Origin of the sequence: Kribbella sp. VKM Ac-2566 (assembly GCF_004366005.1) — a bacterium.
Lineage (GTDB): Bacteria > Actinomycetota > Actinomycetes > Propionibacteriales > Kribbellaceae > Kribbella > Kribbella pratensis.
The window spans coordinates 693,417-717,773 of sequence record NZ_SODT01000008.1; the positions used below are offsets into that span (position 1 = coordinate 693,417).

At 68.1% G+C, this 24,357-nt stretch carries 20 protein-coding genes; 7 read left to right on the plus strand and 13 right to left on the minus strand.

What is annotated here, in order from left to right:
- Positions 1–161 precede the first annotated feature (161 nt).
- Genes EV647_RS06215 through EV647_RS06235 form a run of 5 tightly spaced genes read right to left on the minus strand, consistent with a single transcriptional unit; the run spans position 162 to position 7,035 of the window.
- Positions 162–2,156, minus strand: coding sequence for a hypothetical protein (locus EV647_RS06215; protein ID WP_133999705.1), 1,995 nt, complete (start codon positions 2,154–2,156; stop codon positions 162–164).
- Positions 2,153–5,185, minus strand: coding sequence for an ATP-binding protein (locus EV647_RS06220; RefSeq protein ID WP_133999708.1), 3,033 nt, complete (start codon positions 5,183–5,185; stop codon positions 2,153–2,155). Before EV647_RS06220 ends, EV647_RS06215 begins: the two co-directional genes overlap by 4 nt.
- A complete protein-coding gene (locus tag EV647_RS06225; protein ID WP_133999710.1) occupies positions 5,182–5,745 on the minus strand; it encodes a hypothetical protein in 564 nt (187 codons plus the stop codon). The genes EV647_RS06220 and EV647_RS06225 overlap by 4 nt, the downstream gene beginning before the upstream one ends.
- Positions 5,745–6,032, minus strand: a complete 288-nt coding sequence (locus EV647_RS06230; RefSeq protein WP_130380595.1) for a hypothetical protein — start codon at positions 6,030–6,032, stop codon at positions 5,745–5,747. The genes EV647_RS06225 and EV647_RS06230 overlap by 1 nt, the downstream gene beginning before the upstream one ends.
- A gap of 49 nt (positions 6,033–6,081) precedes the next feature.
- Positions 6,082–7,035 carry a conjugal transfer protein gene (locus EV647_RS06235; protein WP_133999713.1) on the minus strand — a complete coding sequence of 318 codons (954 nt, stop codon included), beginning with the start codon at positions 7,033–7,035 and terminating at the stop codon, positions 6,082–6,084.
- 778 nt (positions 7,036–7,813) lie between these two features.
- On the opposite strand from EV647_RS06235, the gene EV647_RS06240 reads away from it, so the two are divergent.
- Together EV647_RS06240 and trxA are read left to right on the plus strand one after the other, a co-directional pair.
- On the plus strand, positions 7,814–8,689 hold the full coding sequence (locus EV647_RS06240; protein WP_133999717.1) for an aldo/keto reductase: 876 nt from the start codon (positions 7,814–7,816) through the stop codon (positions 8,687–8,689).
- Between the two features lie 150 nt (positions 8,690–8,839).
- Positions 8,840–9,229 carry a thioredoxin gene (trxA, locus tag EV647_RS06245; protein WP_133999720.1) on the plus strand — a complete coding sequence of 130 codons (390 nt, stop codon included), beginning with the start codon at positions 8,840–8,842 and terminating at the stop codon, positions 9,227–9,229.
- 68 nt (positions 9,230–9,297) lie between these two features.
- Here trxA and EV647_RS06250 read toward each other — a convergent pair whose 3' ends face one another.
- The 3 genes from EV647_RS06250 to EV647_RS06260 all read right to left on the minus strand — a co-directional run bounded on the left by EV647_RS06250 (position 9,298) and on the right by EV647_RS06260 (position 11,644).
- On the minus strand, positions 9,298–9,726 hold the full coding sequence (locus EV647_RS06250; RefSeq protein WP_133999723.1) for a GNAT family N-acetyltransferase: 429 nt from the start codon (positions 9,724–9,726) through the stop codon (positions 9,298–9,300).
- A 7-nt stretch (positions 9,727–9,733) separates the two neighbouring features.
- Entirely contained in the window at positions 9,734–10,135 is a 402-nt protein-coding gene (locus EV647_RS06255) for a VOC family protein (protein WP_133999726.1), read from the minus strand.
- Between the two features lie 243 nt (positions 10,136–10,378).
- A complete protein-coding gene (locus EV647_RS06260; RefSeq protein ID WP_133999729.1) occupies positions 10,379–11,644 on the minus strand; it encodes an FAD-binding oxidoreductase in 1,266 nt (421 codons plus the stop codon).
- A 102-nt stretch (positions 11,645–11,746) separates the two neighbouring features.
- Here EV647_RS06260 and EV647_RS06265 point away from each other — a divergent pair, with 102 nt between their 5' ends.
- Entirely contained in the window at positions 11,747–13,285 is a 1,539-nt protein-coding gene (locus tag EV647_RS06265; RefSeq protein ID WP_133999732.1) for a CdaR family transcriptional regulator, read from the plus strand.
- Between the two features lie 259 nt (positions 13,286–13,544).
- Here EV647_RS06265 and EV647_RS06270 read toward each other — a convergent pair whose 3' ends face one another.
- The 3 genes from EV647_RS06270 to EV647_RS06280 are packed head-to-tail and all read right to left on the minus strand — an operon-like array spanning position 13,545 to position 16,185.
- The gene (locus EV647_RS06270) at positions 13,545–14,630 is read right to left on the minus strand and encodes an NAD(P)/FAD-dependent oxidoreductase (protein ID WP_133999736.1); all 1,086 of its coding nucleotides are present in this window, start codon (positions 14,628–14,630) and stop codon (positions 13,545–13,547) included.
- Positions 14,627–15,139 (minus strand): isoprenylcysteine carboxyl methyltransferase family protein, encoded by a 513-nt coding sequence (locus EV647_RS06275; protein ID WP_133999741.1) that lies wholly within the window; start codon positions 15,137–15,139, stop codon positions 14,627–14,629. The genes EV647_RS06270 and EV647_RS06275 overlap by 4 nt, the downstream gene beginning before the upstream one ends.
- Positions 15,139–16,185 carry a type III polyketide synthase gene (locus EV647_RS06280; RefSeq protein WP_133999744.1) on the minus strand — a complete coding sequence of 349 codons (1,047 nt, stop codon included), beginning with the start codon at positions 16,183–16,185 and terminating at the stop codon, positions 15,139–15,141. Before EV647_RS06280 ends, EV647_RS06275 begins: the two co-directional genes overlap by 1 nt.
- 18 nt (positions 16,186–16,203) lie before the next feature.
- On the opposite strand from EV647_RS06280, the gene EV647_RS06285 reads away from it, so the two are divergent.
- Entirely contained in the window at positions 16,204–17,016 is an 813-nt protein-coding gene (locus EV647_RS06285) for a UbiA family prenyltransferase (RefSeq protein ID WP_238177051.1), read from the plus strand.
- A gap of 103 nt (positions 17,017–17,119) precedes the next feature.
- Here the strand turns inward: EV647_RS06285 and EV647_RS06290 are convergent, their stop codons facing one another.
- Entirely contained in the window at positions 17,120–17,992 is an 873-nt protein-coding gene (locus tag EV647_RS06290; protein WP_130380615.1) for a LysR substrate-binding domain-containing protein, read from the minus strand.
- Positions 17,993–18,115: 123 nt separating this feature from the next.
- Here EV647_RS06290 and EV647_RS06295 point away from each other — a divergent pair, with 123 nt between their 5' ends.
- Positions 18,116–19,645 (plus strand): MFS transporter, encoded by a 1,530-nt coding sequence (locus EV647_RS06295; RefSeq protein ID WP_133999750.1) that lies wholly within the window; start codon positions 18,116–18,118, stop codon positions 19,643–19,645.
- A gap of 184 nt (positions 19,646–19,829) precedes the next feature.
- On the opposite strand, the gene EV647_RS06300 is transcribed toward EV647_RS06295, so the two are convergent.
- Entirely contained in the window at positions 19,830–21,281 is a 1,452-nt protein-coding gene (locus EV647_RS06300; protein ID WP_238177052.1) for a lysyl oxidase family protein, read from the minus strand.
- Positions 21,282–21,487: 206 nt separating this feature from the next.
- Here EV647_RS06300 and EV647_RS06305 point away from each other — a divergent pair, with 206 nt between their 5' ends.
- On the plus strand, positions 21,488–23,515 hold the full coding sequence (locus tag EV647_RS06305; protein WP_133999756.1) for a CBM35 domain-containing protein: 2,028 nt from the start codon (positions 21,488–21,490) through the stop codon (positions 23,513–23,515).
- Between the two features lie 73 nt (positions 23,516–23,588).
- Positions 23,589–24,356, plus strand: a complete 768-nt coding sequence (locus tag EV647_RS06310) for a DUF427 domain-containing protein (protein ID WP_133999759.1) — start codon at positions 23,589–23,591, stop codon at positions 24,354–24,356.
- Position 24,357 lies beyond the last annotated feature (1 nt).

Below are 24,357 nucleotides of genomic sequence, written 5' to 3' on the forward strand. Positions count from 1 at the left end.
GCCGGCTCACTGCGCCTGCGGTCACGCAGCTCCGCGCGCTGGCGGGCGGCATCCTCCGTACGGCGCTGGCGGCGAGACCTCCGCTTGGATGCCTCCGTCGGGTGTGTGCTGTTGCTGTCAGTTGATTCCTGTCCGTGATCTCGAGCTGCCGGCACGACCCCTCACCGTCCTCCGGATGGACGTTTTGGAGCACTACGGACCACGGAGTACTCCCGGAAGGCCCTCGAATTAAGAGCAGGCTGTCTACGCGCCACCCGCGAGCGCTTTGGCGGACCCTCGCGCAGGCTTGCCGAGTAAACATGTGTGCGGCGTGGTTCGTAACCTCCATTACGCAACTGGGCCGCAGTCGCCGATGGTTTCGCATGGCGTCCCGAGCTGCCGGTAACCGACACCGAGCTTGAGCCAGTCTTCTTGCTGACCTTGCTGGGCTCGACTGAGCCACCTTGATATATCGTCCCCTTCGTCCGGCGGCGCGGTACGTCGTCCTGACGAGTCGGCCCCGACCGTCCGTGCGGCGCGGGAACCGACACTGAGCCCGGCCGCCCCGACACAGGCACGCCACTACCAGCGGGTCCCTGACCGCCTGTCCCGCCGGACGCGTGACCGATCGGCGCGCGACGGCCACTGGAAGTAGCGCCCTGGTCTTCGTCACCGCCGTGAGGGCTGCGTCGACCCAGCGGCGGCATGGTCCGGTAGTTTCGGTTGGTCTCGACACGCTCCCCCGGACTCGTGTCCGCTGGTTGTCGCCGCCCGTCTTTCGGACGTTCTGTGGGCGTCGGCGCGGATCCCCGGCTACGAAGCGCCGTGACCACACGCCGTACGGCTTGAACTGCCCCACGCCGCGCATACGAGCCCATCATCATGCTGCCGATTCCAGGCCTCATGGCGCCCAAGCTTTCGAGCAACTTTCGCAAGCGGAAGGCCGCGACCAGGACCACCAGCGCGAGGCACGTGACCGGTAACCAGCCCAGGGTCTCGCTCAAGGTGAACACAGCTGTCAGCAGCGACAAAGCGATGCCGAAGACGAGCATCGCAGCGATCGATTGCAGCACCAGACCGAGCAAGGACTCAAGCCAGTTCATCCCCCACTGTCGCGATCGACCAGGGACGATGAAGAGACAGGCGAAGATCACGCCGACAACGAGCAAGAGCAAACATCCGACGAAGGCCAACAGCGCTGTCGTCGCCAGACCGATTGTCAGGAAGGCGAACATTCCAGCCGCAACAGCCGCGACTGCGAGGACTCCGACACGGCCGAACGCGTTCTCACCCTTCGCCCACTTCACGGTCGGCGCGTCGCCACTTCCTTCGGCCTTGGCAACTTGGTCGTTGATGTAATCGAGGCGCTTGTCGGGGTCGGCGCCGATGTCGAGCATGCCCTTGCCATAACGCTTGCAGGCCTCGATCGACCCGAATTCGGCAACGCACCAAGGCGTTGCGGCAAAGCCACGCCAAGCAGCATCGCCCGATTTACGCAACAAGTTGTCCCGGCTCGACCCCGGGAATGCCGGTTCAGGTAGTTCAATGGGCGACTTCATCGGCTTGCCCAAGACTTGATCCGACGCTCCCATGACGCTTTGGGCGCCGACCTGCCGTGCGCCGTCGACGCCCTTGAGCCAGGTCGTGGCTCCGAAGGCCAGACTGATGGCAAGCAGACCGGCAGCGAACACCCAGACGAGTTGCCCGAAAGCAGTCCCAGTCGATCTGCGGTGGACATACGCAGCGATTGCACCGAACGCCAGTGCAGACGGCAGCAGCCATCCGGTGAGCTGGCCGCTGATTCCGCCGATCGCACCCGCGGTTGCATTCGTCAGGGACTTGATGTCTGTGAACGAGAACAGCCACCATCCGATCGAAATCGCTGCTCGGGTCGCAGCGATTACGAACATCATCAGCAATGAGGCGAACGAGTTGAAGATCGGTCGGAGCGGATCTCGCAGGCTTCCCTGGAAATCCAAGCTGTAGACCAGCGGGCTGTATTGCTCGAAGAGTGTTTTGGTGTCGCCGTGCGTTAAGTCGGGTGTCGGCAGGAGGTCCGCGAATCCGGTCGGGGTCGTGGGCTGCTTTGGGTCGGCGGCTAGGGCTAGTTGAGAGGTGAGGATCAGGGAGATGGCGAGGACGGTTAGCGCCGTTCGGGTTCGGCGCTGCCATCTCATGCGACGTGCTCCTTGCCGCTGGAGGGCTTGGTGGGTTCTTCGGTGGTGTCGTAGGCGGGGTACATCGCCTCGTTGTAGGCGGCCTCGTCTGCTTCTTGGTCGTAGACCTCGTCGGGGCCGATCGGTGAGTCGTGGCGGAGGGCGTGACGGTGGTCTTCGGGGGCGTCTTGGCCGTTGGGGATTGGCGGGTGGCCGTTTTGTTGGGCGACCGCTGGGGGGACAGGTTGGGACGGCTGAGAGGACGCTTGTTGCGGGGTCTCCTCTACCGCGGGCTCTGGTGTGGCTGAGGGAGTAGGCGCGGGCTGGCGCGGTGGTTCAGTGGAGTCGGGCCCCGCGGGATGAGGGGCCGTGCCGTTCGTTGGGTAGTTCGCGGCCGCGGCAGGTGGTGTGGGGAGCGGCTGGTTGACCTGGACGGGCGCTGCAGCGGCGGGACCAGTCGGAGCTGACGGCCGGGCAGGCGAGGTCACGTGGTCCTGGAGTTGGGCAGCAGGTGCCGGCTCGAGGAACTCTTCGTCGTCCGCGAAGGGGTCTTCGGGTTCGTACGCCGGAATCGCAGGAGCCGTGGCGGTCGTGTGTTCGGATTCGGGGGTGGTGCGGAGTAGGGCTGCTACCTGCTGGCTGGGGATGTCGATTTGGACTGTGGCTACTTCGTCCCAGCGGTCTCGCATGATGCAGTGGCCGTGGCGGATGGATTTGCCGTTGGCGGCGGTGTTGATGCCGCGGACCAGGGTTTGGTACGGCGCGGTTTGCGGGCGGCCCAGGAGCTCCAGCAACGAGTCGACCTGTTCGCGGGAGCGGAGGCTGAAGGCGAACAGGGTGGTGATCTGCTCGACGAGGCCGGGGAGCTTCAGGATCGACGCCGGGTCCTGGGTGTCGAGGACCAGGGAGGCGCCCAGGGCGCGGCCGACACGGGCGATGTAGTCCAGGAACGAAGCGCCGTCGGGGGTCTTCGTCAGCAGGTGGACCTCAGGGACGATGACGACCTTGGAGCGGCCGCGGAACTCGCGGCGTCCCGTCGTACGGACCATCCAGGCCAGGCAGCCGCGCAGGCAGGCCATGCCGACGCGTTCGATCGGGGACCAGGACTCGGGGGCCGACTCGGGGGACGGCAGCGTCAGGCCGGGCATCTGGACGACCCAGAGGCCTGGGTTCGTGGTCAGCGACGAGAGGCCGGACGGCGGGCCGGCGACGACGGAGCCGAGACCTGTCTCGACCAGGTCGCGCAGCGCGAAGCCGACAGTCCGCACTGTCTCCGATTCGGATGCGCAGAGCCGCTGGATGACACCCCACGACGACGGATCGGGTGACTGAATCTCGGCGCGGGTGGCAGCCATGACTGGCGCCTCAGCCGCACCGCGCAGGTGGGGTGGCAGCAACAGCATCAGCTGCGAAGGGGCTTGCAGCAGTGCGTCGTCAACGGGCAGCACCCGCAGCAGGTCTGCAGCACCGGAGAACTGCGCCGTGATCTCAATGACAGCAGTGGGTACGCCGTATTCCGCCGCGACCGCGGACACGCCGGCAGCGTCGCCCTTCAGGTCCAGCAGCGGCACCCACGCACCGGCGAACGCGGAGTCCAGACCGCCCAGCATCGCGGCAGTCGTCTTTCCTCGACCAGACCGGCCGAGGAACAGCGTCGTGGTCGCGTCACCCAGTGCAGAACCAGCTGCGGCGTCGAAACGCACCAGACCGGGTGTAGAGCCGGTCAGGTACCCGATGGCCGGCCCAGTGGCGTCACCGATCGACGCGCCGCCCCAAAACCAGGACCCGAAGAACGCGGTCGACTCACGCACGTGCCCGAGGTCGGGCACGCGCAGCTGGTCGCCCGGCAAGGACTCCAGCCACAGGTCGCGCTGCTCGTCCGCCCCGGCGGCGACGGTGATGCCCCGGTCCGCGTAGTGCGCGATGACCGCGTCGACGTACGCCTCGAGGTCTTCACGCGTGTCCGCGCTGACCAGCAACCGAGGGTGGTCCTCGACCAGCGTCAGACCACTCCGGTTGATGTCGCGCTTGACCTCACGCATGACGCGCTCGGTCTCGACGATCTCGTCGGCGGTCTCCTCCGCAGTACCCTTCGCGGCCGAGCGGCGCTGCTCCTTCGCGCTCTTCCGGGTCTCGTCGACCAGGTGGCGCGCGGTCTTCTTCGTCAGTACGCGAAACCGGACCGAGGCCTCGACGGTGACGTCGATCTCGTCGCCGTCGTCGTCGATCGCCTTGATCTCCGACAGCGTCCGCAGCCACTCCCCCGCACCCGGGGTCTCGAGCTCCTCGGGGAAGTCCGTCATCGCGAGGACAGTCGTGTACGCCGCGATCTGGCCACGCGTGTCGTAGATCCGCAGATGGTCGGTGTACGGCACCACGCGCCCGGACGTCAGCCGGGCCAGCGAGGCACCGGTGATCAGACCGCGTCGCGGCGCCGCGACCGCACCGCGGTGCATCTCGCGGCTGATCAGCCAGGAGATCACCTCAGCCGGCGCGGTGTGGGCCCGCCACACGGTCGAGCCGAGCTGACGGGCGAGCTTGCGCACGCGCTCGTCCAGGTGCGCGAGCTCGCGCGCGCTCACCCGCCACGACGTCGTACCGAGGGCATCGCTGATCGAGCCGCGGACCTGCGCGGTCGCCCGCGGGTCGCGGTCGGACAGGTGTACGCCGAGCGCGACGTACCGCTCCGGCATCCGCATCTCGTCGATCCGGTCGGCCCGGGTCTGCGCCCACGCCTCGTGGTCGCCGAGCCGGTAGTGGCCGGCCACCGAGTCGATGTAGTCCTGACCGGTCGAACGGCCCCAGACCACCTTCAGATGGCTGAGCCGGTCACCGAGGATCGTCGCCGCCGCGCTGACCGCCGCGTCGAGGGCCGCGTCCTGCTCGGCCTCGGTGGCCAGGTCGGTGTTCGCCACCGAGATCAGGAACCACGCCTCGGCGCTGCGCTCGGTCACCAGCAGGCCGTCGGCGATGGCCACAAGACGAGGTGGCGGCAAGCCGCGCTCGCGGCCGACCCCCACCAGGTTCAGGAGCTTGTCAGCGATCTTCATCCGCGGCCCTTCCCTGACGACGTCCTGCGACTCACCCGTTGTACGTAATCCGAACCCAGCAGGCGGGCCCGCTGGCTGACGGTGATGTCCGCGCCGGCGCGGACCCTCGGGTCGACCTCCACCACGACCTCACGTTCCCACTCCGGCGTGACCCGGGCCTTGGCCAGATCGGCCACCTTCCGGGTCGAGACACGCTCCCGCCAGGGCAGGTACTCCGTTTTGTCGGCGGCGCGCGCACCCAGGCCGATGATCGGTCGGTGCGCCCGCAACGCGTACCGGACGGCGAGCGCCCACTCGGTCACCCGCCGGCGACGCTCGTGGAACTTGCCGGGCCGCCAGCCGAACGCGGTGATCACGAACGGCGGCACGACGTACAGGCTGACCGTGGGTTTCTTCGGTACGCCGATGAACGGGAACAGCAACGCGATCCAGAGCAGGATGATCACCGCTCCGAAGATGATCATTCGGCGCCGGGCGCCTTCTCCGAGGTCGATCCCGAGCAGGTCGTACTGCCGGGTCTCGATCTCGAAGTGGTGGGTCAGGGTACGGCCGACTCGCATCAATTACCTCCGGACAGCAATCCCCAGAAGCCCTTGAGCACGTTGATGGTCTGGTTGTTGGCGTAGATCAGCCCGCCGACCAGGACCCCGGCCGCGATGTGGCCGAACAGCTCGCCCCACTCGCGCTTGAAGTAGTGGCCGATGGCCCGCAACACGAGGATCGCGATGAAGATGTTCCCCGCGATGACCAGGACCCAGTCCTTGAAGTCCGCGCCCGTCGGCACATTGGGGTCGGCCATGGGCACGGCAAGCTGAAGCACGCTCGCAGCCAGTTCGTGAGTCGTCATTGCGGTGTCTCCCTTGTTGCCTCGGTCATCCGATGGCCAGTAGCTGGATTCATCCGACGGCAGCCACTTGCCATCGCTGTGCTCCGTCCGTGGCGACAGTACGCCTCAGCGTGAGCGTGTAGGTCTGGCTCAGAGTGGTGTCACCCACCCCGTCCCAGGTGACGGCCGCGGTCGCCCGCCGCTCGTCGTCGTTGCCGGCGTACACCTGCCAGTCCTTGAGTTCACTGAACTTCACCGCACCGTTCAGGCTGCGGATGGTCGAACCGGGTGCGGTCACCGCGGACACCTTCTTGTCGGACTCGGCATACGCCGCGAAGAACGCTTCCGCATCCGTCTCGGTCGCGGCGGTCAGGTCGTCGTCCGGCTTGCCGGCCTCCGGCATGTTGCTCGGCAGCGGCGCCCGCTCGTCCGGTACGAACGTCGGCGGTCCGCTGACCACGACCCGCGACGCGGTCCGCGCGACCGGGACCGAGATGCGCTGCCAGGCGATCGGGCCGGCGGCCCAACTGCTGCCCCGCTTGGTGAACGTGTACACGCGGACCCGGACGTCCACGACGGCCGTGATGCCGTTGGAGTCGGCCGTGACCTCCCCCGGATACGCGACGTCGGCGGTCTGCTTGCCGCGGCCGTTCCAGCCGGCGGCGCTGTCCAGGCCGGCGGCCAGGTCGAGGCCGATCTGCGCCGGACGGGCGTTGGGGTTGCTCTCGTCCCAGGTCAGGTACGACATGGCGTACCGCGTCGCGACCGCACTCGCCTCTGCGGAGGGGAAGCTGCTCTGCCCGCTGACCACCGTCTCCGGCGTCTTGTTGGGTGCGATCCAGGAGCGGATGCCACTGATCGCAGCCAGCAGCAGTACGACGACCACGAGGCCGCGGAAGAACCGCCGGGCCCATGTGGAGAAAGAGGACTCCGGTTCGGTCGACCACGGTGTCTGTCCGGGCTCCAGCACCTCGCGGACCGGTCCCGGCGCCGCGTGCGCGCCGTGGGGCGAACGCTGTTTCAAGCGTTCGGGGGTGCGAGGCGCCGGGCCCTGCGGCGGTGTCTCCGGAGGGCGCGCACCAGGACGACGCGGCGGAGCCATCACGCCACCGGGCGGCGGCGCCGGGTTCTGCGGAGGCTGGCCCTGGGGAGCGGCGTACTGCGCGGCTACACCCTGCGCCTGGCGAGGGGTAGGTGACACCGGCCCGCCGGGGTGGGCCCACCACTCCGGCGCGGTGCTTTGCGGGCGTCCTTTGCCCGCCTTCTTCCGGCGCTGATCTGTCCTGCGCTGGTCCGACCAGTGCTCACCTTTTGGCGGCAGATTCAGCAACGTTCGCCACCAACTCATCCCTACCCGCCCCTCAGACAGCAGTTACGCGGACAGTAGCCGGGAGAATACGGCAAGCGACCGCACTCCGGGAGACCTGAGGCCAGGATCCGGATGGTTCATCGCTCCCCGCTGCCATACTGTTACCCCACTCGCGGGCAGTGTCACCCTCGCCGTCACTTTTACCGGCCAAGCGTGACACCTTCGGTACCGTCGTCATAGCTCCTCTCTCATGCCCGCTCGGGTCGGGCGGGCAGCGCACACCATGCCACACGCCGCGGACAGGTTCGAAAATCCGTGCGAACAACATGGTAAGGAACGCATCAAGTGATCACTCATAGTAACCGATGCGGCGGTCCGCCTGTGGAAAACTCTCCCGTGGCGAAGGGGTCAAAATCGGCTGTGGACAACCGCTTGCCGCGAGCGCTTCCGGGCATAAGGTCGGAGTGATCCCTGCTACCCCCGGAGGACCAGGATGGAAACTCGCCGACTGGGCAGACTCGGCCACCAGAGCTCGGTGCTGATCTACGGCGCCGCATCGCTCGGCGGCGTCGACCAGGACCGCGCCGACGCGTCGATCCAGGAAGCGCTCGACGCCGGCCTCAACCACTTCGACGTGGCCGCCGACTACGGCGACGCCGAGCTCCGCCTCGGACCGCGGATGCCGGAGATCCGGGACCGGATCTTCCTCGCCACCAAGACCGGGCGCCGGACGTTCGAGGAGGCCTGGAGCGAGATCAACCGGTCCCTGGAGCGGTTGCAGACCGACCACGTCGACCTGATCCAGATGCACGCCGTGTGCGACCTGGAGAACCTCGATCTCGTGACCGGCAAGGGCGGATCGCTGGAAGCGGCGATCCGGGCCAAGGACGAGGGCATGGTCCGCGCGATCGGCATCACCGGCCACACCGCGCAGGCGCCGTCGGTGCACACCGAGGGGCTGCGCCGGTTCGACTTCGACAGCGTGCTGACGCCGCTGAACTACAAGCTGTCCACGGATCCGCAGTACGCCGATGACTACGCGGCGCTCGTGGAGGCCGTCAAGGCGTCGGACGCGGCGCTGATGACGATCAAGATGATTGCCCGGCGGAACTGGCAGGAGGGCGAGGAGAAGTCGTACGACACCTGGTACCGGCCGTTCGACGAGCAGCGCTACATCACCGCCGCGACCGCGTGGCTGCTGAACGGGCATCCCGAGATCACCGGTCTCGCTACCGCGGGTGAGACCCGGCTGCTGCGGCAGATGATCGTCGCGGAGCGCGAGCGCGCCGACCTCACCCCGGAGGCCGCCGCCTCGATCCTCGACGAGGTCAGGGACTACGCGTCACCCTTCGTGGACATGCCCATCTGACACAACGTGGCCCAGGTCACATACGAGACTCCGCATTCCGGTCAGGTCGTACGGCGTACGAGAACGGCCGGCGTACCTGGCCGGGATGCGGGAACAATTCGGCCGCCGGTCCGTGTTGACACACGTACTCATCTACTTTCGGAGGTCGTAGTGGCAACGGTCGAGCTGACCCAGGAGAACTTCAACGACGTGGTCGGTAGCGACGGTCTCGTCCTGGTGGATTTCTGGGCCGAGTGGTGTGGCCCGTGCAAGATGTTCGGGCCGGTGTTCGAGAAGTCGTCCGAGCAGCACGGTGACATCACCTTCGGCAAGGTCGACACCGAGGCGCAGGGCGAGCTCGCCCAGGCCTTCCAGATCCGGTCCATCCCGACCCTGATGGCGGTCCGCGACGGCGTCGTCCTGTACTCCCAGGCGGGTGCGCTTCCGGCCGCGAGCCTGGAGGACCTGATCGGCCAGCTGCGCGCGGTCGACATGGAAGAGGTCAAGGCCCAGATCGCCGCCCACGAAGCCGAGCACGGCACCGAGCCGCACACCCACTGATCCAAACAGCTCACCGGATCCGGGGACTCCATCGAGTCCCCGGATCCGCTTTGTCCGACGCCAGCCGTTCAGTCGGTCAGTCGGCGATCGGCGGTACGGCGCATGAGCCGGGAAGTGCCGACTTGTTCGGTGAAGCCCCACCGGCGGTAGAAGGGGATCAGGTCGGGCTGGCAGACGAGTTCCAGGCTGCGGACGTCGGCCAGTGCGGGGTGCGTGACAACGGCGTCCAGTAGGGCAGCGCCTACGCCGGAACCGCGGTGGGTTTCGGCGACGATCACGTCGAGGACGAGGGCGACGTACGCGTAGTCGGTGAGGACTCGGGCGAAACCGACCAGTTGGTCCGTTGGGTGGTTGGTGATGGCGATGACCAGGTCCGAGTGGTCGAGCAGGTGGCGGACGTCCACCGGCGTACGGTCGGTCATCCACCACGCCGTACGCATGAGGTCGGTCAGCTCCGGGACGCGGTGCGCGGGCACTGTGGAATCCGTGGTGAGCATGCGCGGCTCAGAAGTCGCGGGAGCTGAGGACGCAGAACTCGTTGCCTTCTGGGTCGGCCAGGACTGTCCAGCTGGGCCCCTCGGGTTGGCCGACGTTCACGCGTTGGGCGCCGAGGGCTTCCAGGCGGGCGATTTCGGCGTCGCGGTCCTGGCTCGTGTGCGGCGCGAAGTCGAGGTGCAGGCGGTTCTTCAGCGTCTTGCTCTCGGGCACGGGGACGAACACCATCCCGGGGCCGATCCGCTCCCACGGGAGGTCCTTGATGCTGTCCGGCTCGACCCAGCCGGGCACGTTCACGCATTCCTCGTCGGTCTCGATGATCGTCTTCCAGCCGAACGCCTCGGCCCACCAGGCCGCTTGCTTGCGTACGTCGTGGCAGTCGATCACAACGGTGTACCAGCGCAGCACCATGGCATACCCCTCCCAGAAGTCTGAGGAAGCACAATCGCACAGCCCACCGACAGAAAAGAGCGGGCCCTGGGCAGGAGAAAGACGCCAGGGCCCGCTCTCAGGGCTGACCGGAGCGGCAACGTGGTGGCCTGAGGAGGTGCGGGCAGGTGAGGTACTGCCCGAGGAGGGTCACCGAAGGGGCTGCTCGAAGAGACGGTCAGCGAGATGGAGGGACCACGTCGTTGGGGTCCCTCCTGCCGAAGGTCAGCGGAGCGGGTTGAAGGGACGCAGTTCCGCCGGCGCGCGGCCGGTGGTGATGGTCTCGGCCAGCAACTGGCCGGTGATCGGGCCGAGCGTGATGCCCCACATCCCGTGCCCGCCGGCGGCGAACACCCGCGGTGACGCGGTCGCGCCGATGATCGGCAGGCCGTCCGGGGTGCAGGGCCGCGGCCCGACCCACTCGAAGGTCCTGGCGTCCAGGTCTGCGTCCCGCAGCAGCGGCCGGGCGGCCTCGACGATCGCGTCGATCCGGCGCGGGTCGAGCTTCGCCTCGGGCTTGCGGAACTCCATCATCCCGGCGACCCGCAGTCGGTCGCCCAGCGGCGTGCAGGCGATCCGCTGCGCCGGGAAGTACACCGGACCGGCCGGTACGTGCGCCATCGGCACGCTGAAGCTGTACCCGCGACCGGCCTGTACGACGGTCTTGACGCCGAACTGCCGCGCCAGGTCCCCCAGCCACGCACCGGTCGCCATCACGACCGCGTCGAACGGATCGGTCTCGCCGTCACCGGTGACGAGCCGGACACCGCGGATCTCGTCGACGATGTCCTTCACGACCACGCCGCTGATGATCTGTCCGCCGCGCGCGATCACCGAGTCGGCGAGCAGCTGGACGTACTCGCCCGGGTTGATGAACCGCTGGCCGTGCAGCCGGATCGCCGCACCGATCTGGTCGGACAGCGACGGCTCGATCTCGCGGGCGTCGTCGCCGCTGATCGCCTCGAACTCGATGCCCTGGCCGGCGGCGTGGATCTGCTCGATCTCCTCGAGCAGCACCTTGCGCTCCTCGACGGTCCGGTAGGCGGCCAGGAACGACTTGGCCTCGTAGGTCTGCGCCTCGACCCCGGCCTTCGCCAGGAAGTCGAACGCGGGCAGGGCCTGCCGGTTGATCGGGACCAGCGCGTCCATGGCGGTCTTCCAGCGTCCGGCGGTGCTGTTGCGAGCGAAGCGGGTGAGGAACTTGAGGAGCCGCGGGCTCGCGGTCGGTGGCACGTACACCGGTGAGGCAGGGCTCAGCACCGCACGGACGCCGTACTTGAGGACCGCTGGTTCCGGGAGCGGCGTGGCCAGGCCGGGCGTCAGCCAGCCGGCGTTGCCCCAGGACGCGCCGGCGGCGACGCCCTCACGGTCGAGCACGGTCACCTCGACGCCGGCCTCCTGGAGGAACCAGGCGGTGGCGAGGCCGACCATCCCGGCGCCAACGACGGCGACGCGATCGGGAACCAGATACGTGGAACCAGCTGTGGTCATGTATCGATGGTGGGGCCGCGACCAGCGGCTGTCATGGTGCGATCACACCATTGCCGGGACGAATGACTGTGCTCATCGCACAATAACCCGCACAATGGGCGCATGATCTCCTCGTCCGACCTGATCGTCGCCGTCGGTCCCGCCCTGTTCGAGGTCGTAGTGCCCGGCAAGGGTGACCGTGAGGTCCGGGACGTCTTCCTGGCCGACCCGCAGGAACCTGCGACGGGCCAGCCGGGCGACCTGGTGCTCGGACTCGGTCTACGCGACGCAGAGGACGCCGTAGAGCTCGTGGAGCGCTGCGCGGCCGGCAACGCCTCAGGGGTGGTTCTCCGTACGGCGCTAGCGCACCAGCCGACCGTGGTGGCTGCAGCTGAGCGGGAAGCCATGACCCTCGTTGCATTGCAGCCGAGCGTGACGTGGGCACACGTGGTCTGGCTACTCCGCGGTGTACTCGACCGAGCGGCCGCACCGGACTCCCCCGCCGCTGGCGACGCCGGTGTGCACCAGGAGCTGTTCGCACTGGCAGACGCCGCCGCTGCGATCGTCGACGCCCCTGTGACGATCGAGGACAACCAGTCCAGGGTCCTGGCGTACTCCTCCGGCCAGGACTTCACCGACCCCACTCGTGTGTCGACCATCGTCGGACGCCGAGTACCACCCGAGGTGATCGCACACTTCCGGGCCCGGGGCATCTTCCGACGGCTAGCGCGATCCAGCGAGCCGTTCCTGGTCCCAGACGGACCGAACGGCATCCGCCCGCGTCTCGTCGTACCGGTCCGCGCTGGTGGCGAGTGGCTGGGGTCCATCTGGGCCGTTGTCGACGGTCCGGTGAGTGACGCGGTCACAGCGGAGCTCAGCAACGCCGCCTCCGTACTCGCCTTGCACCTGTTGCGGCTGCGGGCTCAGGCCGACGTGGCGCGGCGGAGTGCGATCGACCGGCTGCGGACGCTCCTGCGGCAGTTCTCCCCGGACAATCCGGTCGACGTACGGCTCCCGCGGCAGCCGTGGCGGGTTGTGGCTCTCGGGTCGCCCGACGGGTACGACGTACCGCAGCAACTCGACCTGTGGGAGTCGACCGGTCGCCGGCACGGCTGGAGCGAGCCCCAGCTGGCTGACCTCGACGGGACCGTCCTGGCTGTTGTTACAGACACTGACGGACCCGGGTCATGGACCTGGTTGCAGAAACTCGTTCTCGAACAGTCGGCTGGTACGTACGCCGCTGCTGGTGGTCCCGCGCGCGGTCCGGCGGATCTGCCGAGCTCACGCGCCGAGGCGGTCGAGCTGTTGGGTCTGGTACGGCGAGGTGTCGCGCCAGGGCCGGCGTTGCGGGTCGAAGAGGCGTGGCACGTGCTGACGGTGCACCGGGCAGTCACGTCGCTTGATACCACCAAGATGGATGGTCCGCTCGCGACGTTGCTCCGCCACGACATCGAGCACGACACGGGGTACGTGGAAACGTTGCAGGCCTGGCTGAACTTTCCGGGGCAGCCGCAGCGGGCGGCGAGGGAACTGCACCTGCACACCAATACGTTGCGGCACCGGATGAAACGGATCGGGGAGCTCTCCGAGCTCGATCTGTCGGATCCGCGCGAACGGCTGGCGTTGCAATTGCAGATCGCTGCGGTCCGTACGGAGCACTGAACATCGGGCACTGAATATCTGGCACTGAGATCTACGCCACAGCCCTCTGTAACAAGGCTTCATATTCCGGCAACTGCTGGGCAACATCCGCCTGACAGAGTCTTCCTTGTCAGCAGGTCCGACCCTTCACCAGGGGGCCGGAAAGGCTGCGGGTCCGAGCTTTTCACCAGGAAGCTCGGGCCGCCCGTGGGGCCCGGCGATTGTCTGAGCGATTGCCGGGCCCTACGACGTTGCCGTACGACGTCGCCAAAAACCTTGCCTAGGACAACCGGTTCACGATGGTGCGGTAGACGCTCGGGAGCGCGGCCGCGGCGGGGACGATCCGCGGCGCGAGGACCGGGCGGTTGCGGGCCCACAGCAACGATGCGGTGAGCAGGCGGCATTCCCAGGAGACGCGGCGCCAAGCTGCCTCGTAGTCCTGTGGGCGGTCGGCGCGGACGCAGTCGACCAGCTCGGCGGAGGTACGCAAGGCGACCGCGATGCCTTCGCCGGTGAGCGCGTCGACGTACCCGGCGGCGTCGCCTACGAGCAGGACCCGGCCGGCGGTGCGGGCGCTGACGCGTTGACGGAGCGGACCCGCGCCCATCACGGCACTCGCCGCAACCGCACCACGTAACCGGCGCTTCAGCAGGGGGAAAGCGTCGAGGTGTGAGTCGAAGGTGCCGCGCGCGGAGGTGAGGACGGCGACGCCGACGAGATCGTCGGCGACCGGGGTCACGTAGGCCTCGCCGAGCTTTGACCAGTAGACCTCGACCAGGTCGGTCCAGGGCGAGACAGCGAAGTGCTGGCGGAGTCCGCGCCGCACGCCGCCTGCGGCGCCGTGCGGCGCGGGAGAAGAAGAGCGGGAGAGCGGTTGGGACGGTTGCCAGCGACCGAGTTGGCGGATCGGTGAGTGGAGACCGAGTTGGCGGCGGATGGGTGAGTGGAGGCCGTCGGCGGCGGCCAGGTAGCGGGCGGTCACGCCGGCGGCGGTGACGGAGGTGGTGTTCTGCGTGATGGGACCGACTCGGGCGCGAAGGACCCGAACATCTAGCGCTGCTAGCCGGGACATCAGCGCGGCGTGCAGCGTCGTACGGCGCACTCCGAGGCCCGGACCAGCAGCGAAACGGGCGTCGACGCTGTGTCGTCCGTCGAGATAGCGAATGCCGTGGAACGGACGGCCGGAAAGTTCCACGCCCAACCGCTCGAGGTAGGACACGGCACTGTGGGCAATGCCCTCACCGCACGCCTTGTCGATCGGCGCCGAGCGCGGCTCGACCACGACAACCGACAATCCCGCGAGCGCAGCGCGGATCGCGGTGGCTGCGCCTGCTGGACCGCTACCAGCTACCAGAAGATCGATCACGTCACCAGCGCGGACTTCAACGCGGCCTCCTCGGCGCGGATGCGGACGGCCAGCAGCGGGATGTTCAGCAAGGTGAACACCACCGCAGTCACCCACGCCGTGTGCACCAGCGGCAAGGCGATTCCCTCCGCCACGACCGCCACGTAGTTCGGGTGCCGGATCCACCGGTAGGGGCCACGTGCAACCAGCCGGAGACCCGGTACGACGATCACCCGCGTGTTCCACTGATGACCCAGCACCGTGATGCACCACCAGCGCAGTCCCTGCGCCAGCAGCACGACCACGAACATCGTCCAACCGAGCCACGGAACGAACGGCCGGTGCAGCGCCTCCACCATGCACGCCGCCAGCAACAACGTGTGCAGCGCGACCATGAACGGATAGTGCCGACGCCCCGACTCGACGCCGCCCTGCGCGAAGCTCCACTTCGCGTTGCGCAGCGACACGACCAGCTCGGCCACCCGCTCAGCAGCGACGAGCAGCACCAACCCCAGATACCAGCCGTACATCACCACTCCATCAGCACGAGCTCGGAACAGAAACCAGGACCCATCGCCAGCAACACCCCAGGACCTGCAGGATCCAGCCTCATGGTGTCACCGAGGACGTGCAGCACCGAGGACGACGACAGGTTGCCGACCGCGTCGAGCGACTTCCACGTCAGTTCGAGCGCGCCCGGCCGCAACGACAACGTCTCCGCCACCGCCTCCAGCACCTTCGGCCCGCCCGGATGACTCACCCACGTCCCGATGTCCGGAACGGTCAGCCCGTGATCCCCGAGGAACCCGCGCACGTCATCACCCAGGTACTGGCGCACCACCTCGGGTACGTCGGCTCCGAGCACGATCCGGAACCCGCCCGACCCGACGTCCCACCCCATCACCCGCTCCGAGTCCGGGTAGAGCCGCGAACGTGTCGCCACCACGGACGGTCCCGACGCCGCCGGATGTTCCGACCCCGTCAGCACCACAGCCGCCGCGCCGTCCCCGAACAACGCGCCGCCCACCAGGTTCGGCAACGACGAGTCGTCCCGCTGCAACGTCAACGAACACAACTCCACCGACAGCAGTACGGCGACATGCTTCGGCCACGCCTTCAAGTAGTCATGCAGCCGCGCGATCCCCGCCGCTCCCCCGACACACCCCAGCCCGAACAGCGGCAGCCGCTTCACGTCCTCCCGCATCCCCAGCCGCATCGCCACCCGCGCATCGATCGACGGCGCCGCGACCCCGGTCACCGTCGTGAACATCAGTACGTCGACATCGTCGAGCGTCAGCCCCGCGTCCTTCACCGCGCCCGCGACCGCCTCGGCCCCGAGGTCGACGGCCGCCGCGATCCACGCGTCGTTCGCCTCGCCGAAGTCCTTGAGTACGGCGTACCGCTCGAGCGGCAGCGCGAGATGCCGATACGAGACTCCCGCGTTCGCGTGCAGCCGGCGGAGCAACGCCGTACCGCGGCCGTCCGGGAGACAGATCGACTCGAACGCGGCCGTGAGCTCCGACTGCGGATACCGGTACGGCGGAAGCGCGGGCCGGACCGCTGCGATCCGCGTCATCGTGGCATCGTTGTGTCGGTGAGAGCGCTGCGGACCGTCAAGGGTCTGGCTCTCGCGTGCCACCCGGGCCCGACCGTCGCGGTCACCGCGCTGGTCACCGCCGTCGCGTGGTCGGCCGGGCGAAGTCCGGCCGGGTGTCTCCTCGTCGCAGCAACGATCCTCACCGGCCACCTCTCGATCGGCTGGAGCAATGACGCGATAGATGCCGCCCGCGACACCATTGTGAACCGCCGGGACAAGCCAGTGGTGCGTGGACTGGTGAGTCGCCGGACGCTCGCGGTCGGCGCGGGCGTGATGCTGGTCGTCACCGTTCCCGTCTCCCTCGCCAACGGTTTCGCGTCCGGATTGATGCACCTGCTGTTCGTCGCCTGCGCCTGGGCGTACAACCTGGGCCTCAAGTCGACCGTGATCTCCTGGCTCCCGTACGCCGTCGCGTTCGGCGGACTGCCCTCGTTCGTGACGCTCGGCACCGCGCACGTCTGGGCTCCGTGGTGGGCGACTGCGGCGGGGGCCCTCCTGGGGATCGGTGCCCATCTGGCAAACGTCGTACCCGATCTCGCCGACGACCTGGCCACCGGTGTCCGCGGCTGGCCGCAACGCCTCGGCCGCTACGCCCGCCTCGTCGCACCGCTGCCGTTGGCGACAGCAACCGGTCTCCTGGTCATCGCGCCGTCCGGAGCGATCGGCGTCATCGGCTGGATCGCCCTCGCAGTCGTCGCCGCCCTCCTGACCACGATCCTCCTGTGGCGCAACGCCCCCTTCCTCATCACGATCGCCATCGCCGCCGTCAGCATCATCTCGCTCGTACTGCGCGGAGACGCACTCGTCTAGCTGCAGCTCGACAGTACGTATACGCCCACTACGCCGGATCGGCTGTCCTGCTGAGCGTGAGCGCGGCCACGCCGACGGGATACCTCCTGTCGAGCTGCCGATCTCATCCGGCGTCGGGCTTGAGTGGGGCGTTGCTGCCGAGGATGGCGGCCGTCAACGCCTCGGCGGGTTCTTTCGCGGCGCGGGGGTTGGTGATGAGGACCAGGTCGATGGAGGGGAGCTCGGGCAGGCCGGCGCTCGGGGGCGGCTCGACCAGGTCGGCGGGCATCAGGGAGCGGGCGAAGATCGCGATCCCGAGGCCGGCGCGGACAGCGGCGAGTACGCCGTTGACGCCGCGGACGATGCACGTGATCCGGCAGGTGCGGCCGGCCTGCTCGAGGGACTGCACGCCGAGCGACCGGCTCAACGACGGCGCCTGGTACGCGACCAGCGGGACCGGGACGTCGGGCGCGATCCGGGTCCCGGCGATCCCGGCCCAGACCATCGGGTCCCGTCGTACCAGCCGGCCGTTCGGCTCGTAGCCGCCACCGGCGCCGTGCTTCACGTAGGCCAGGTCCAGGTGGCCGGACTCGACCCGGCGGAGCAGATTCGGGCTCTGGGCAACGGTCAGTTCCAGGTCGATCCGCGGATACAGTTGGCGGAAGTCGCGGAGGATCTTCGGCAGCGGCGTGAGCGCCAGGTCGTCGGTCACGCCGAACCGCAGCCGGCCGCGCAACTCCGAGCCGGTGAAGTACCCGGCGGCCTCCTCGTGCGCGGCGAGGATGGTCCGGGCGAACCCGGCCATCGCCTCGCCGTCCGCGGTCAGCGTGACAGTGCGGGTGTCACGGACGAACAGCGGCCGCCCGACCGCCGTCTCGAGTTTGCGGACATGTTGACTCACCGTCGGCTGCCGGATGCCCAGCCGCTCGGCCGCCTGGGTGAAGCTGAGCGACTGAGCGACGGCGAGGAACGTCCGCAGCTGGTCCGGGTCGTACATCGATATCCTTCCCATAACGTGGCGCAATAAGACTAATAGGAGTAATTCGCTGGGGGAATTCAGCACCCAACCCTGAGGATGGACATGTCCTCCCCTGACCAGCCACTCGTGTAGGGATTGCTCTTGACCTCCCGGGCCACCGGTACTGTCCCGTCCACCGACTTCCATCTCCACCGCACCACCGACTCCACCAAGCTCCGGGAGACGCAAGCGCGCCGGCCCGGCTTCAAGGACACCTTCAGCGCACTGCGGGTCCGCAACTTCCGCCTCCTGGTCAGCGGACTGCTGGTCAGCTCGACCGGCGGCTGGATCCAGCGCATCGCCCAGGACTGGCTGGTGCTCACGCTCACCGGCAGCGCCACCGCGGTCGGCATCACGACCGCGCTGCAGTTCCTCCCCACCCTCGTGCTCGGTCTGTTCGGCGGCGTGATCGCGGACCGGTTCCCGAAGCGGAAGATCCTGCTGGTCACGCAGATCACGATGGGCACCTGTGCCGGCGTCCTCGCCCTGACCGCCTTCACCGGTCACGTCCAGGTCTGGCACGTCTACACGATGGCCTTCGTCCTCGGTCTCGCGACCGCGGTCGACAACCCGACCCGGCAGTCGTTCGTCACCGAACTCGTCCCGCGCGACACGGTCCGGAACGCGATCAGCATGGTGTCGTCGACGTTCCAGCTCGGCAGCCTGATCGGCCCCGCGCTCGGCGGTGTGCTGCTCGGCACGATCGGCGCGGGCTGGGCGTTCGCGCTCAACGGGCTGACGTTCTTCGCGTCGATCAGCGCGCTGCTGCGGATGCGCGAGAGCGAGATGCCCGGGTTCCACGCGGCCCGCAAGGCGAGCGCCGGGATGCGGATCCGCGACGGGCTGCGCGACGGCGTCCGGTACGCGTTCCACGAGCCGGCCGTCCGCTGGGCGATCGCGCTGGTCGGCATCTACGGGATGTTCTGCATCAGCCTGCCGGTGACGCTGACCGCGTTCGCCGACCGCGTCTTCCACACCGGCGCTTCGGGGTACGGCGTACTGAACTCGGTCGTCGCGTTCGGAGCCCTGGCAGGCGCCCTGCTCTCGGCCCGCCGCGTCCGGCCGACCCGCCTGCGGAACCTGATCGGTATCGCGTGCCTGCTCACGATCACCGAGGTACTGGCCGCGATCCAGCCCTCGCTGTGGACGTTCATCCCGGTGCTGGCGTCGATGGGAATGGCGACGCTGATGTTCCTGACCGCGGCCCAGTCGATGGTCCAGCTGACCACGCCGGACGGCCTGCGCGGCCGGGTGTCCGGGATCTACAACCTGGTCTTCATCGGGGGCGGCGCGATCGGCGGGCCGCTCGTCGGGTTCCTGGCCCAGCACTTCGGCGCCCGGTCGGCGCTGATGCTCGCAGGTCTGGTCCCCGCGGTGGCGACGGTCGCGATCGGCCTGCGGCTGCGGCGCGACGGCCAACTCCGGCTGGTACTGGTCCGGACCCGCTCCCCGTGGCACCAGGTCCCGATCCGCGTGAACCTGCAGCCGGCCGACATCCAACTGTCGGCCCCGGAGAGCGCCCCGATCCGCAGCCGCACGTCTCGCCCGTTCGTCCTCGGTCGGCGGCAGCACGCGCGCATGGACTCCCACGCCCGCCCGGTCCACGCCCGCCGCCGCCCCCAGCACCACTGAACTCCTGGGGCGGGACCGCGCTGCCTTCCCAGTCCCGCCCCAGGCCACCTTGAGCACCCACCAACCATTTCCGAGCAGGAAATTTGGTCGGTGGGTGCTCAAAGTCGGCCTTGAACAGGCTCGCGCCCCCGGCTGGATCAGGGCCGAGGGCGCGAGTGCCGGCGGGCGGGCCGGCTGGGCGGCATCAGGGAGCTTTGATGACGCCGACTGGGGGCACCTGCACGGTGCGGTGGTGCTTGGTGCCGCCGAGGACCACCTTGCGGAGCGCGACGTTGTTCTTCGTGCTGGCCTCGAACAGGCGGTTCTCCGGGTTGGCGGTGACCTGGACGTAGTACGTGCCGTTCGCCAGGTTCGTGATGTCGAAGGACTGACCCGGCAATGTCTGCTCGTAGGTGTCGCCGGAGCCGACGTCGAGGACCTCACGAACCGACAGCGAGCCGTGGTCGCCGCACGCGGTGTGCAGGTCGGTGTTGCCCGGGTGCCAGTTCGCGTTCTTCACCGTGTAGTCGATGGAGTCCGTCGCGGCCAGGCAGAACGCCTCCTTCTGGCTGCGCACCACCTCGGTCTGCTTGGCGTTCAGCAGGCTGTAGCGGGCGAAGTCGGTGAAGTGCCAGTGGTTGTGGCCGTTCCGGCCGTCCCACTCCAGCGTCCCGGTGGTCTGGTACCCGACCTGCTTGCCCTGCGCGTTGTAGAAGTACTGGTACGCGTCCATCAGGTCCTTGCCCTGTCGCCGGAACCCGTCGAGCACCAGCGGCGACGGGCCAGCGTTCCACACGGTCGCCGAGAACTGCAGGAAGTCCTTGTTCGCGTCCGGCGTACCTTCGTCGCCCGGCGCGGCCACGATCCCCCACGCCGGCACTGGCCGCAGGTCCGGCTTCGGGCCCTTCGGGACGCTCGCCTTACTGACCGGACGCGCCGCGTTCGGCTTCGGCGGCGCCGAACGCGAGCTCACCTTCGCAGCCCCCGAGGCGTCGGACTTCTGCACCGTGACGTTCAACTTCACCGACGAGTCCTTCGCGGGGATCTTGAAGAAGTCCCGGTACGCCTTGTTCACGGTCACCGTCGCCTTGTACTTGCCGACGGCAAGCCGCACCGGCTGCCCGTCGCCGTACGTCCGCGCCGACCACCCGGTCTGCAGTCCCCAGACCGCACCCTGGGTGAACGGATTCGCGGTACAGCCGTCCGGGTACGGCGAGGTTGCCGGGGCATCCGGACGGGTCCGCGACCCGTCGCCGTTCAGGCAGACCGCCTGGTCCTTCTCGAGCACCTTCTTGCCCGCGGCGTCGGTCAGCGTGATGTGCAGGAACTTCCCCAGTCCGGAGAAGTCCGTGACAAGCCCGTTCGGCAACTTGCGGACCGGCTTGCCGTGGACGTACTGCGTCGCCACCACCGGCGAGCTGTACGACGCTCGTGTGGCGCGGATGTCGATCGGCGCGTTGCCGGCCACCAGATGCGTACCGAGATCCAGGTCGACGCCGTAGTCCTCGACACTGGCCAGAGTGACATCGGTGCCTCCAGCAACCAACTTCAAAGGTGCCGGCGATGACGCCGCCGACGCCCCGGCGGCCGCGAGTGCGACCAGACCGGCCGCCCCGGCCGCGGCGACCACCGTCCGGCCGAGTTTCCTTGTGTTCACGATGACGGAACCCCCTCCTGCCTCCAGCCGGCATCCTCACGAGCCGGCCTGTTGCTGGTACGACGACCCGGCCGCGGAGCGAAGTTGATCAAGGTTCCATGGCGGTCCTGTCACACGAAGTAACAGGACCTCAATACTTGACTGTGTAAATTAAGCCGACCTAGGCTCGACGACGTCCGCTCACTCCTCCCCCGGAGGACGTTTTCATGTCCTTGAGACGCCGTACGACGCTCGTCCTGGCTGCCCTCGCCCTGGTGTCTACAGCAGCCGTGACCGCCCCAGCCGATGCAGTCCAAGACCAGAAACCCGCCTACCCGCAGATCGCTGCCAAGCCGTACATGGGCTGGAGCAGCTGGAGTCTGCAGTCGACGAACTACCCGGGCGTCAATCCCGACGGCCCCGGCAGCTTCATCAGCGAGAAGAACATCCTCACCCAGGCGAACGCCCTGGCCACGAAGCTCAAGCCGTACGGCTACGAGTACATCAACGTCGACGCCGGCTGGCAGGACGGCGGTGACGAGTACGGCCGCCCGGTCGCCAACCTGAAGCGGTTCCCGCGTGGCATGAAGGCGGTCGGTGACGACATCCACAAGCTCGGCCTGAAGTTCGGCATCTACACCGTCGTCGGGCTCGGCACGGACGTCTACCGCGACGGCAACACCCCGATCTACGACGCGCCCGGGTGCTTCACGCGCGACATCGTGTACCCGGACCTGCGCAAGACCAACGGCTGGGACGCGGCGTACAAGATCAACTACGAGAGCCCGTGCGCGCAGAAGTACGCCGATTCGATAGCCCGGCTCTTCGCCAGCTGGGGCGTCGACTTCATCAAGATGGACGGCGTCGGCCCCGGCTCCTGGAAGGGTGCGCCGGACGACCCGAACCACAACAACACCGAGGACGTCGAGGCCTGGTGGCGCGCGGTGCAGAACGCCGGCCGGCCGATGATGTACACGCTGTCCTGGTCGCTCAGCCACCGGTACGCCGACGTGTGGAAGCAGAACTCGAACGGCTGGCGGATCGACACCGACGTCGAGTGCTACTGCGACACGATCGTCAAGTGGGACAGCTCGGTGAAGGCCCGCTGGTGGGATCTGCCGCAGTGGATCGACGACGCCGGCCCCGGGCACTGGAACAACCTGGACGCGATCAACGTCGGCGTCGGCGCGATGGACGGCCTGACGGACGCGGAACGCCAGTCCTACATGACGTTCTGGGCCATCAACTCCGCGCCGCTGTTCGCGGGCGACGACCTCACCAAGCTGGACGCGTACGGCTTGAAGCTGCTGACGAACCGCGAGGTCATCGCGATCAACCAGTCCGGCAACCCGGCGCGTCCGCTGAACCAGGACCAGCTGCAGCAGGTCTGGTACGCACAGAACGCGGACGGCAGTACGACGGTCGCGCTGTTCAACCTGGCCGACTCCCCTGCCACGGTGACCGGCAACTTCGACCAGCTCGGCATCGGCGGGAAGGCCACGGTCCGCGACATCTGGGCGAACCAGAACACCCGCAACGTCTCCGGCTCGGTCAGCGTTCAGCTGCCCGCGCACGGGTCGAAGCTGTACAAGATCACGCCTGACCAGTACGTGCCGGTGAGCATCCCGGCCGACCTGACCGCGACGGACGTCAGCCGTACGTCGGTTTCCCTGAACTGGCGGCCGAGTGCGGGCGCGACGTCGTACCAGGTGTTTGCCAACGGCAAGCAGGTGGCGACGAGCACGACGCCGGGCACCGTGGTGGGCGGGCTGCAGCCGCAGACGCAGTACACCTTCACGGTGAAGGGCGTGAAGTACGGCCGTACGTCGGATGCGAGTGCCGGGATCACCATGTACACCTCGAAGTCCGGCGGGCCGGTGCGCTACGAGGCCGAGTCGCCGACGAGCACACTGACCGGCGACGCGAGTGTGTCCGGATGCACGCTCTGCTCGGGCGGCTCGAAGATCGGCAACATCGGTTACTCGTCGACGGTGACGCTCAACGACATCACCGTGCCGGCCACGGGCACGTATCTGGTGAAGATCGCCTACACCGACGGGGACACCAGCCGGCAGAGCATGCTGACGGTCAACGGCACCGACAGTTACTGGGTGAACTACCACGGCCTCGGCGACAACGACTGGGGTACGCCACAGGTCACCTACCTCCCGATGAAGCTGACCGCCGGATCGAACTCGATCAAGGTCAGCAACGCAGGAGGCTACATCGCCGACATCGACTGGATCACCGTCTGATCCGGCCAATGATCCGGTCGAAAAGACTGCGGGGCCGGCACCACCAGGGCCGGCCCCGCGCTTTACTTGACGAATGAGCGCCTACCCCGAACCCCTGATCCCGCCCGGCGGCACCGCGCCGGTCCCCCGGCGGATCCGCGCGATGCTCGACGACCGCGTCGTCCTCGACACGACGGACGCGATCTACCTCTGGGAGTTCCCGCCGTACCCGCAGTACTACGTCCCGCTCGCGGACGTCGCCGACGGCGTGCTGGCCGACACCGGCGAGACCAAGACGTTCGAGCATGGCGTCGCGCGAGTGCACACCGTCGGCAGCGGCAAGGCGTGGGTGTACGACGACGGCGTCGCCAAGGGCCGGGTGCGGTTCCAGTGGGACGCGCTGGACAGCTGGTTCGAAGAGGACGAGGAGGTCTTCGTCCACCCACGCAACCCGTACTCCCGCGTCGACGCGATCAAGTCCACCCGCCACATCACGGTCAGCGCCGCCGGCCAGCTTCTCGCCGACTCCACCGCGACTGTCATCGTCTTCGAGACCGGACTGCCACCGCGCTACTACTTCCCGAAAACCTCCGTCCAGCTGGAGCACCTCACCCCGTCCGACACCGTCACCGCATGCCCGTACAAAGGCCGTACGTCGGCGTACTGGTCGGTCCCCTCAGTCCCGGACGTCGCCTGGTCCTACGACTTCCCGACCGCGCCTCTCCTCCCGGTCGCCGGCCACATCGCGTTCTTCAACGAGAACGTCGACATCACCATTGACGACGTACCGCAGGAGCGCCCGATCACCCCGTTCTCGAACCCAACACAGCGACCAACCGACGGCAACGTGAACAAGCCGTGAA

Bases quoted from the DNA above. Each gene is read 5' to 3' on its own strand.
- EV647_RS06215 (WP_133999705.1), bottom strand. From the start codon at position 2,156: ATGAGATGGCAGCGCCGAACCCGAACGGCGCTAACCGTCCTCGCCATC.
- EV647_RS06220 (WP_133999708.1), bottom strand. From the start codon at position 5,185: ATGAAGATCGCTGACAAGCTCCTGAACCTGGTGGGGGTCGGCCGCGAG.
- EV647_RS06225 (WP_133999710.1), bottom strand. From the start codon at position 5,745: ATGCGAGTCGGCCGTACCCTGACCCACCACTTCGAGATCGAGACCCGG.
- EV647_RS06230 (WP_130380595.1), bottom strand. From the start codon at position 6,032: ATGACGACTCACGAACTGGCTGCGAGCGTGCTTCAGCTTGCCGTGCCC.
- EV647_RS06240 (WP_133999717.1), top strand. From the start codon at position 7,814: ATGGAAACTCGCCGACTGGGCAGACTCGGCCACCAGAGCTCGGTGCTG.
- EV647_RS06250 (WP_133999723.1), bottom strand. From the start codon at position 9,726: ATGCTCACCACGGATTCCACAGTGCCCGCGCACCGCGTCCCGGAGCTG.
- EV647_RS06255 (WP_133999726.1), bottom strand. From the start codon at position 10,135: ATGGTGCTGCGCTGGTACACCGTTGTGATCGACTGCCACGACGTACGC.
- EV647_RS06260 (WP_133999729.1), bottom strand. From the start codon at position 11,644: ATGACCACAGCTGGTTCCACGTATCTGGTTCCCGATCGCGTCGCCGTC.
- EV647_RS06265 (WP_133999732.1), top strand. From the start codon at position 11,747: ATGATCTCCTCGTCCGACCTGATCGTCGCCGTCGGTCCCGCCCTGTTC.
- EV647_RS06275 (WP_133999741.1), bottom strand. From the start codon at position 15,139: ATGTACGGCTGGTATCTGGGGTTGGTGCTGCTCGTCGCTGCTGAGCGG.
- EV647_RS06280 (WP_133999744.1), bottom strand. From the start codon at position 16,185: ATGACGCGGATCGCAGCGGTCCGGCCCGCGCTTCCGCCGTACCGGTAT.
- EV647_RS06290 (WP_130380615.1), bottom strand. From the start codon at position 17,992: ATGTACGACCCGGACCAGCTGCGGACGTTCCTCGCCGTCGCTCAGTCG.
- EV647_RS06305 (WP_133999756.1), top strand. From the start codon at position 21,488: ATGTCCTTGAGACGCCGTACGACGCTCGTCCTGGCTGCCCTCGCCCTG.
- EV647_RS06310 (WP_133999759.1), top strand. From the start codon at position 23,589: ATGAGCGCCTACCCCGAACCCCTGATCCCGCCCGGCGGCACCGCGCCG.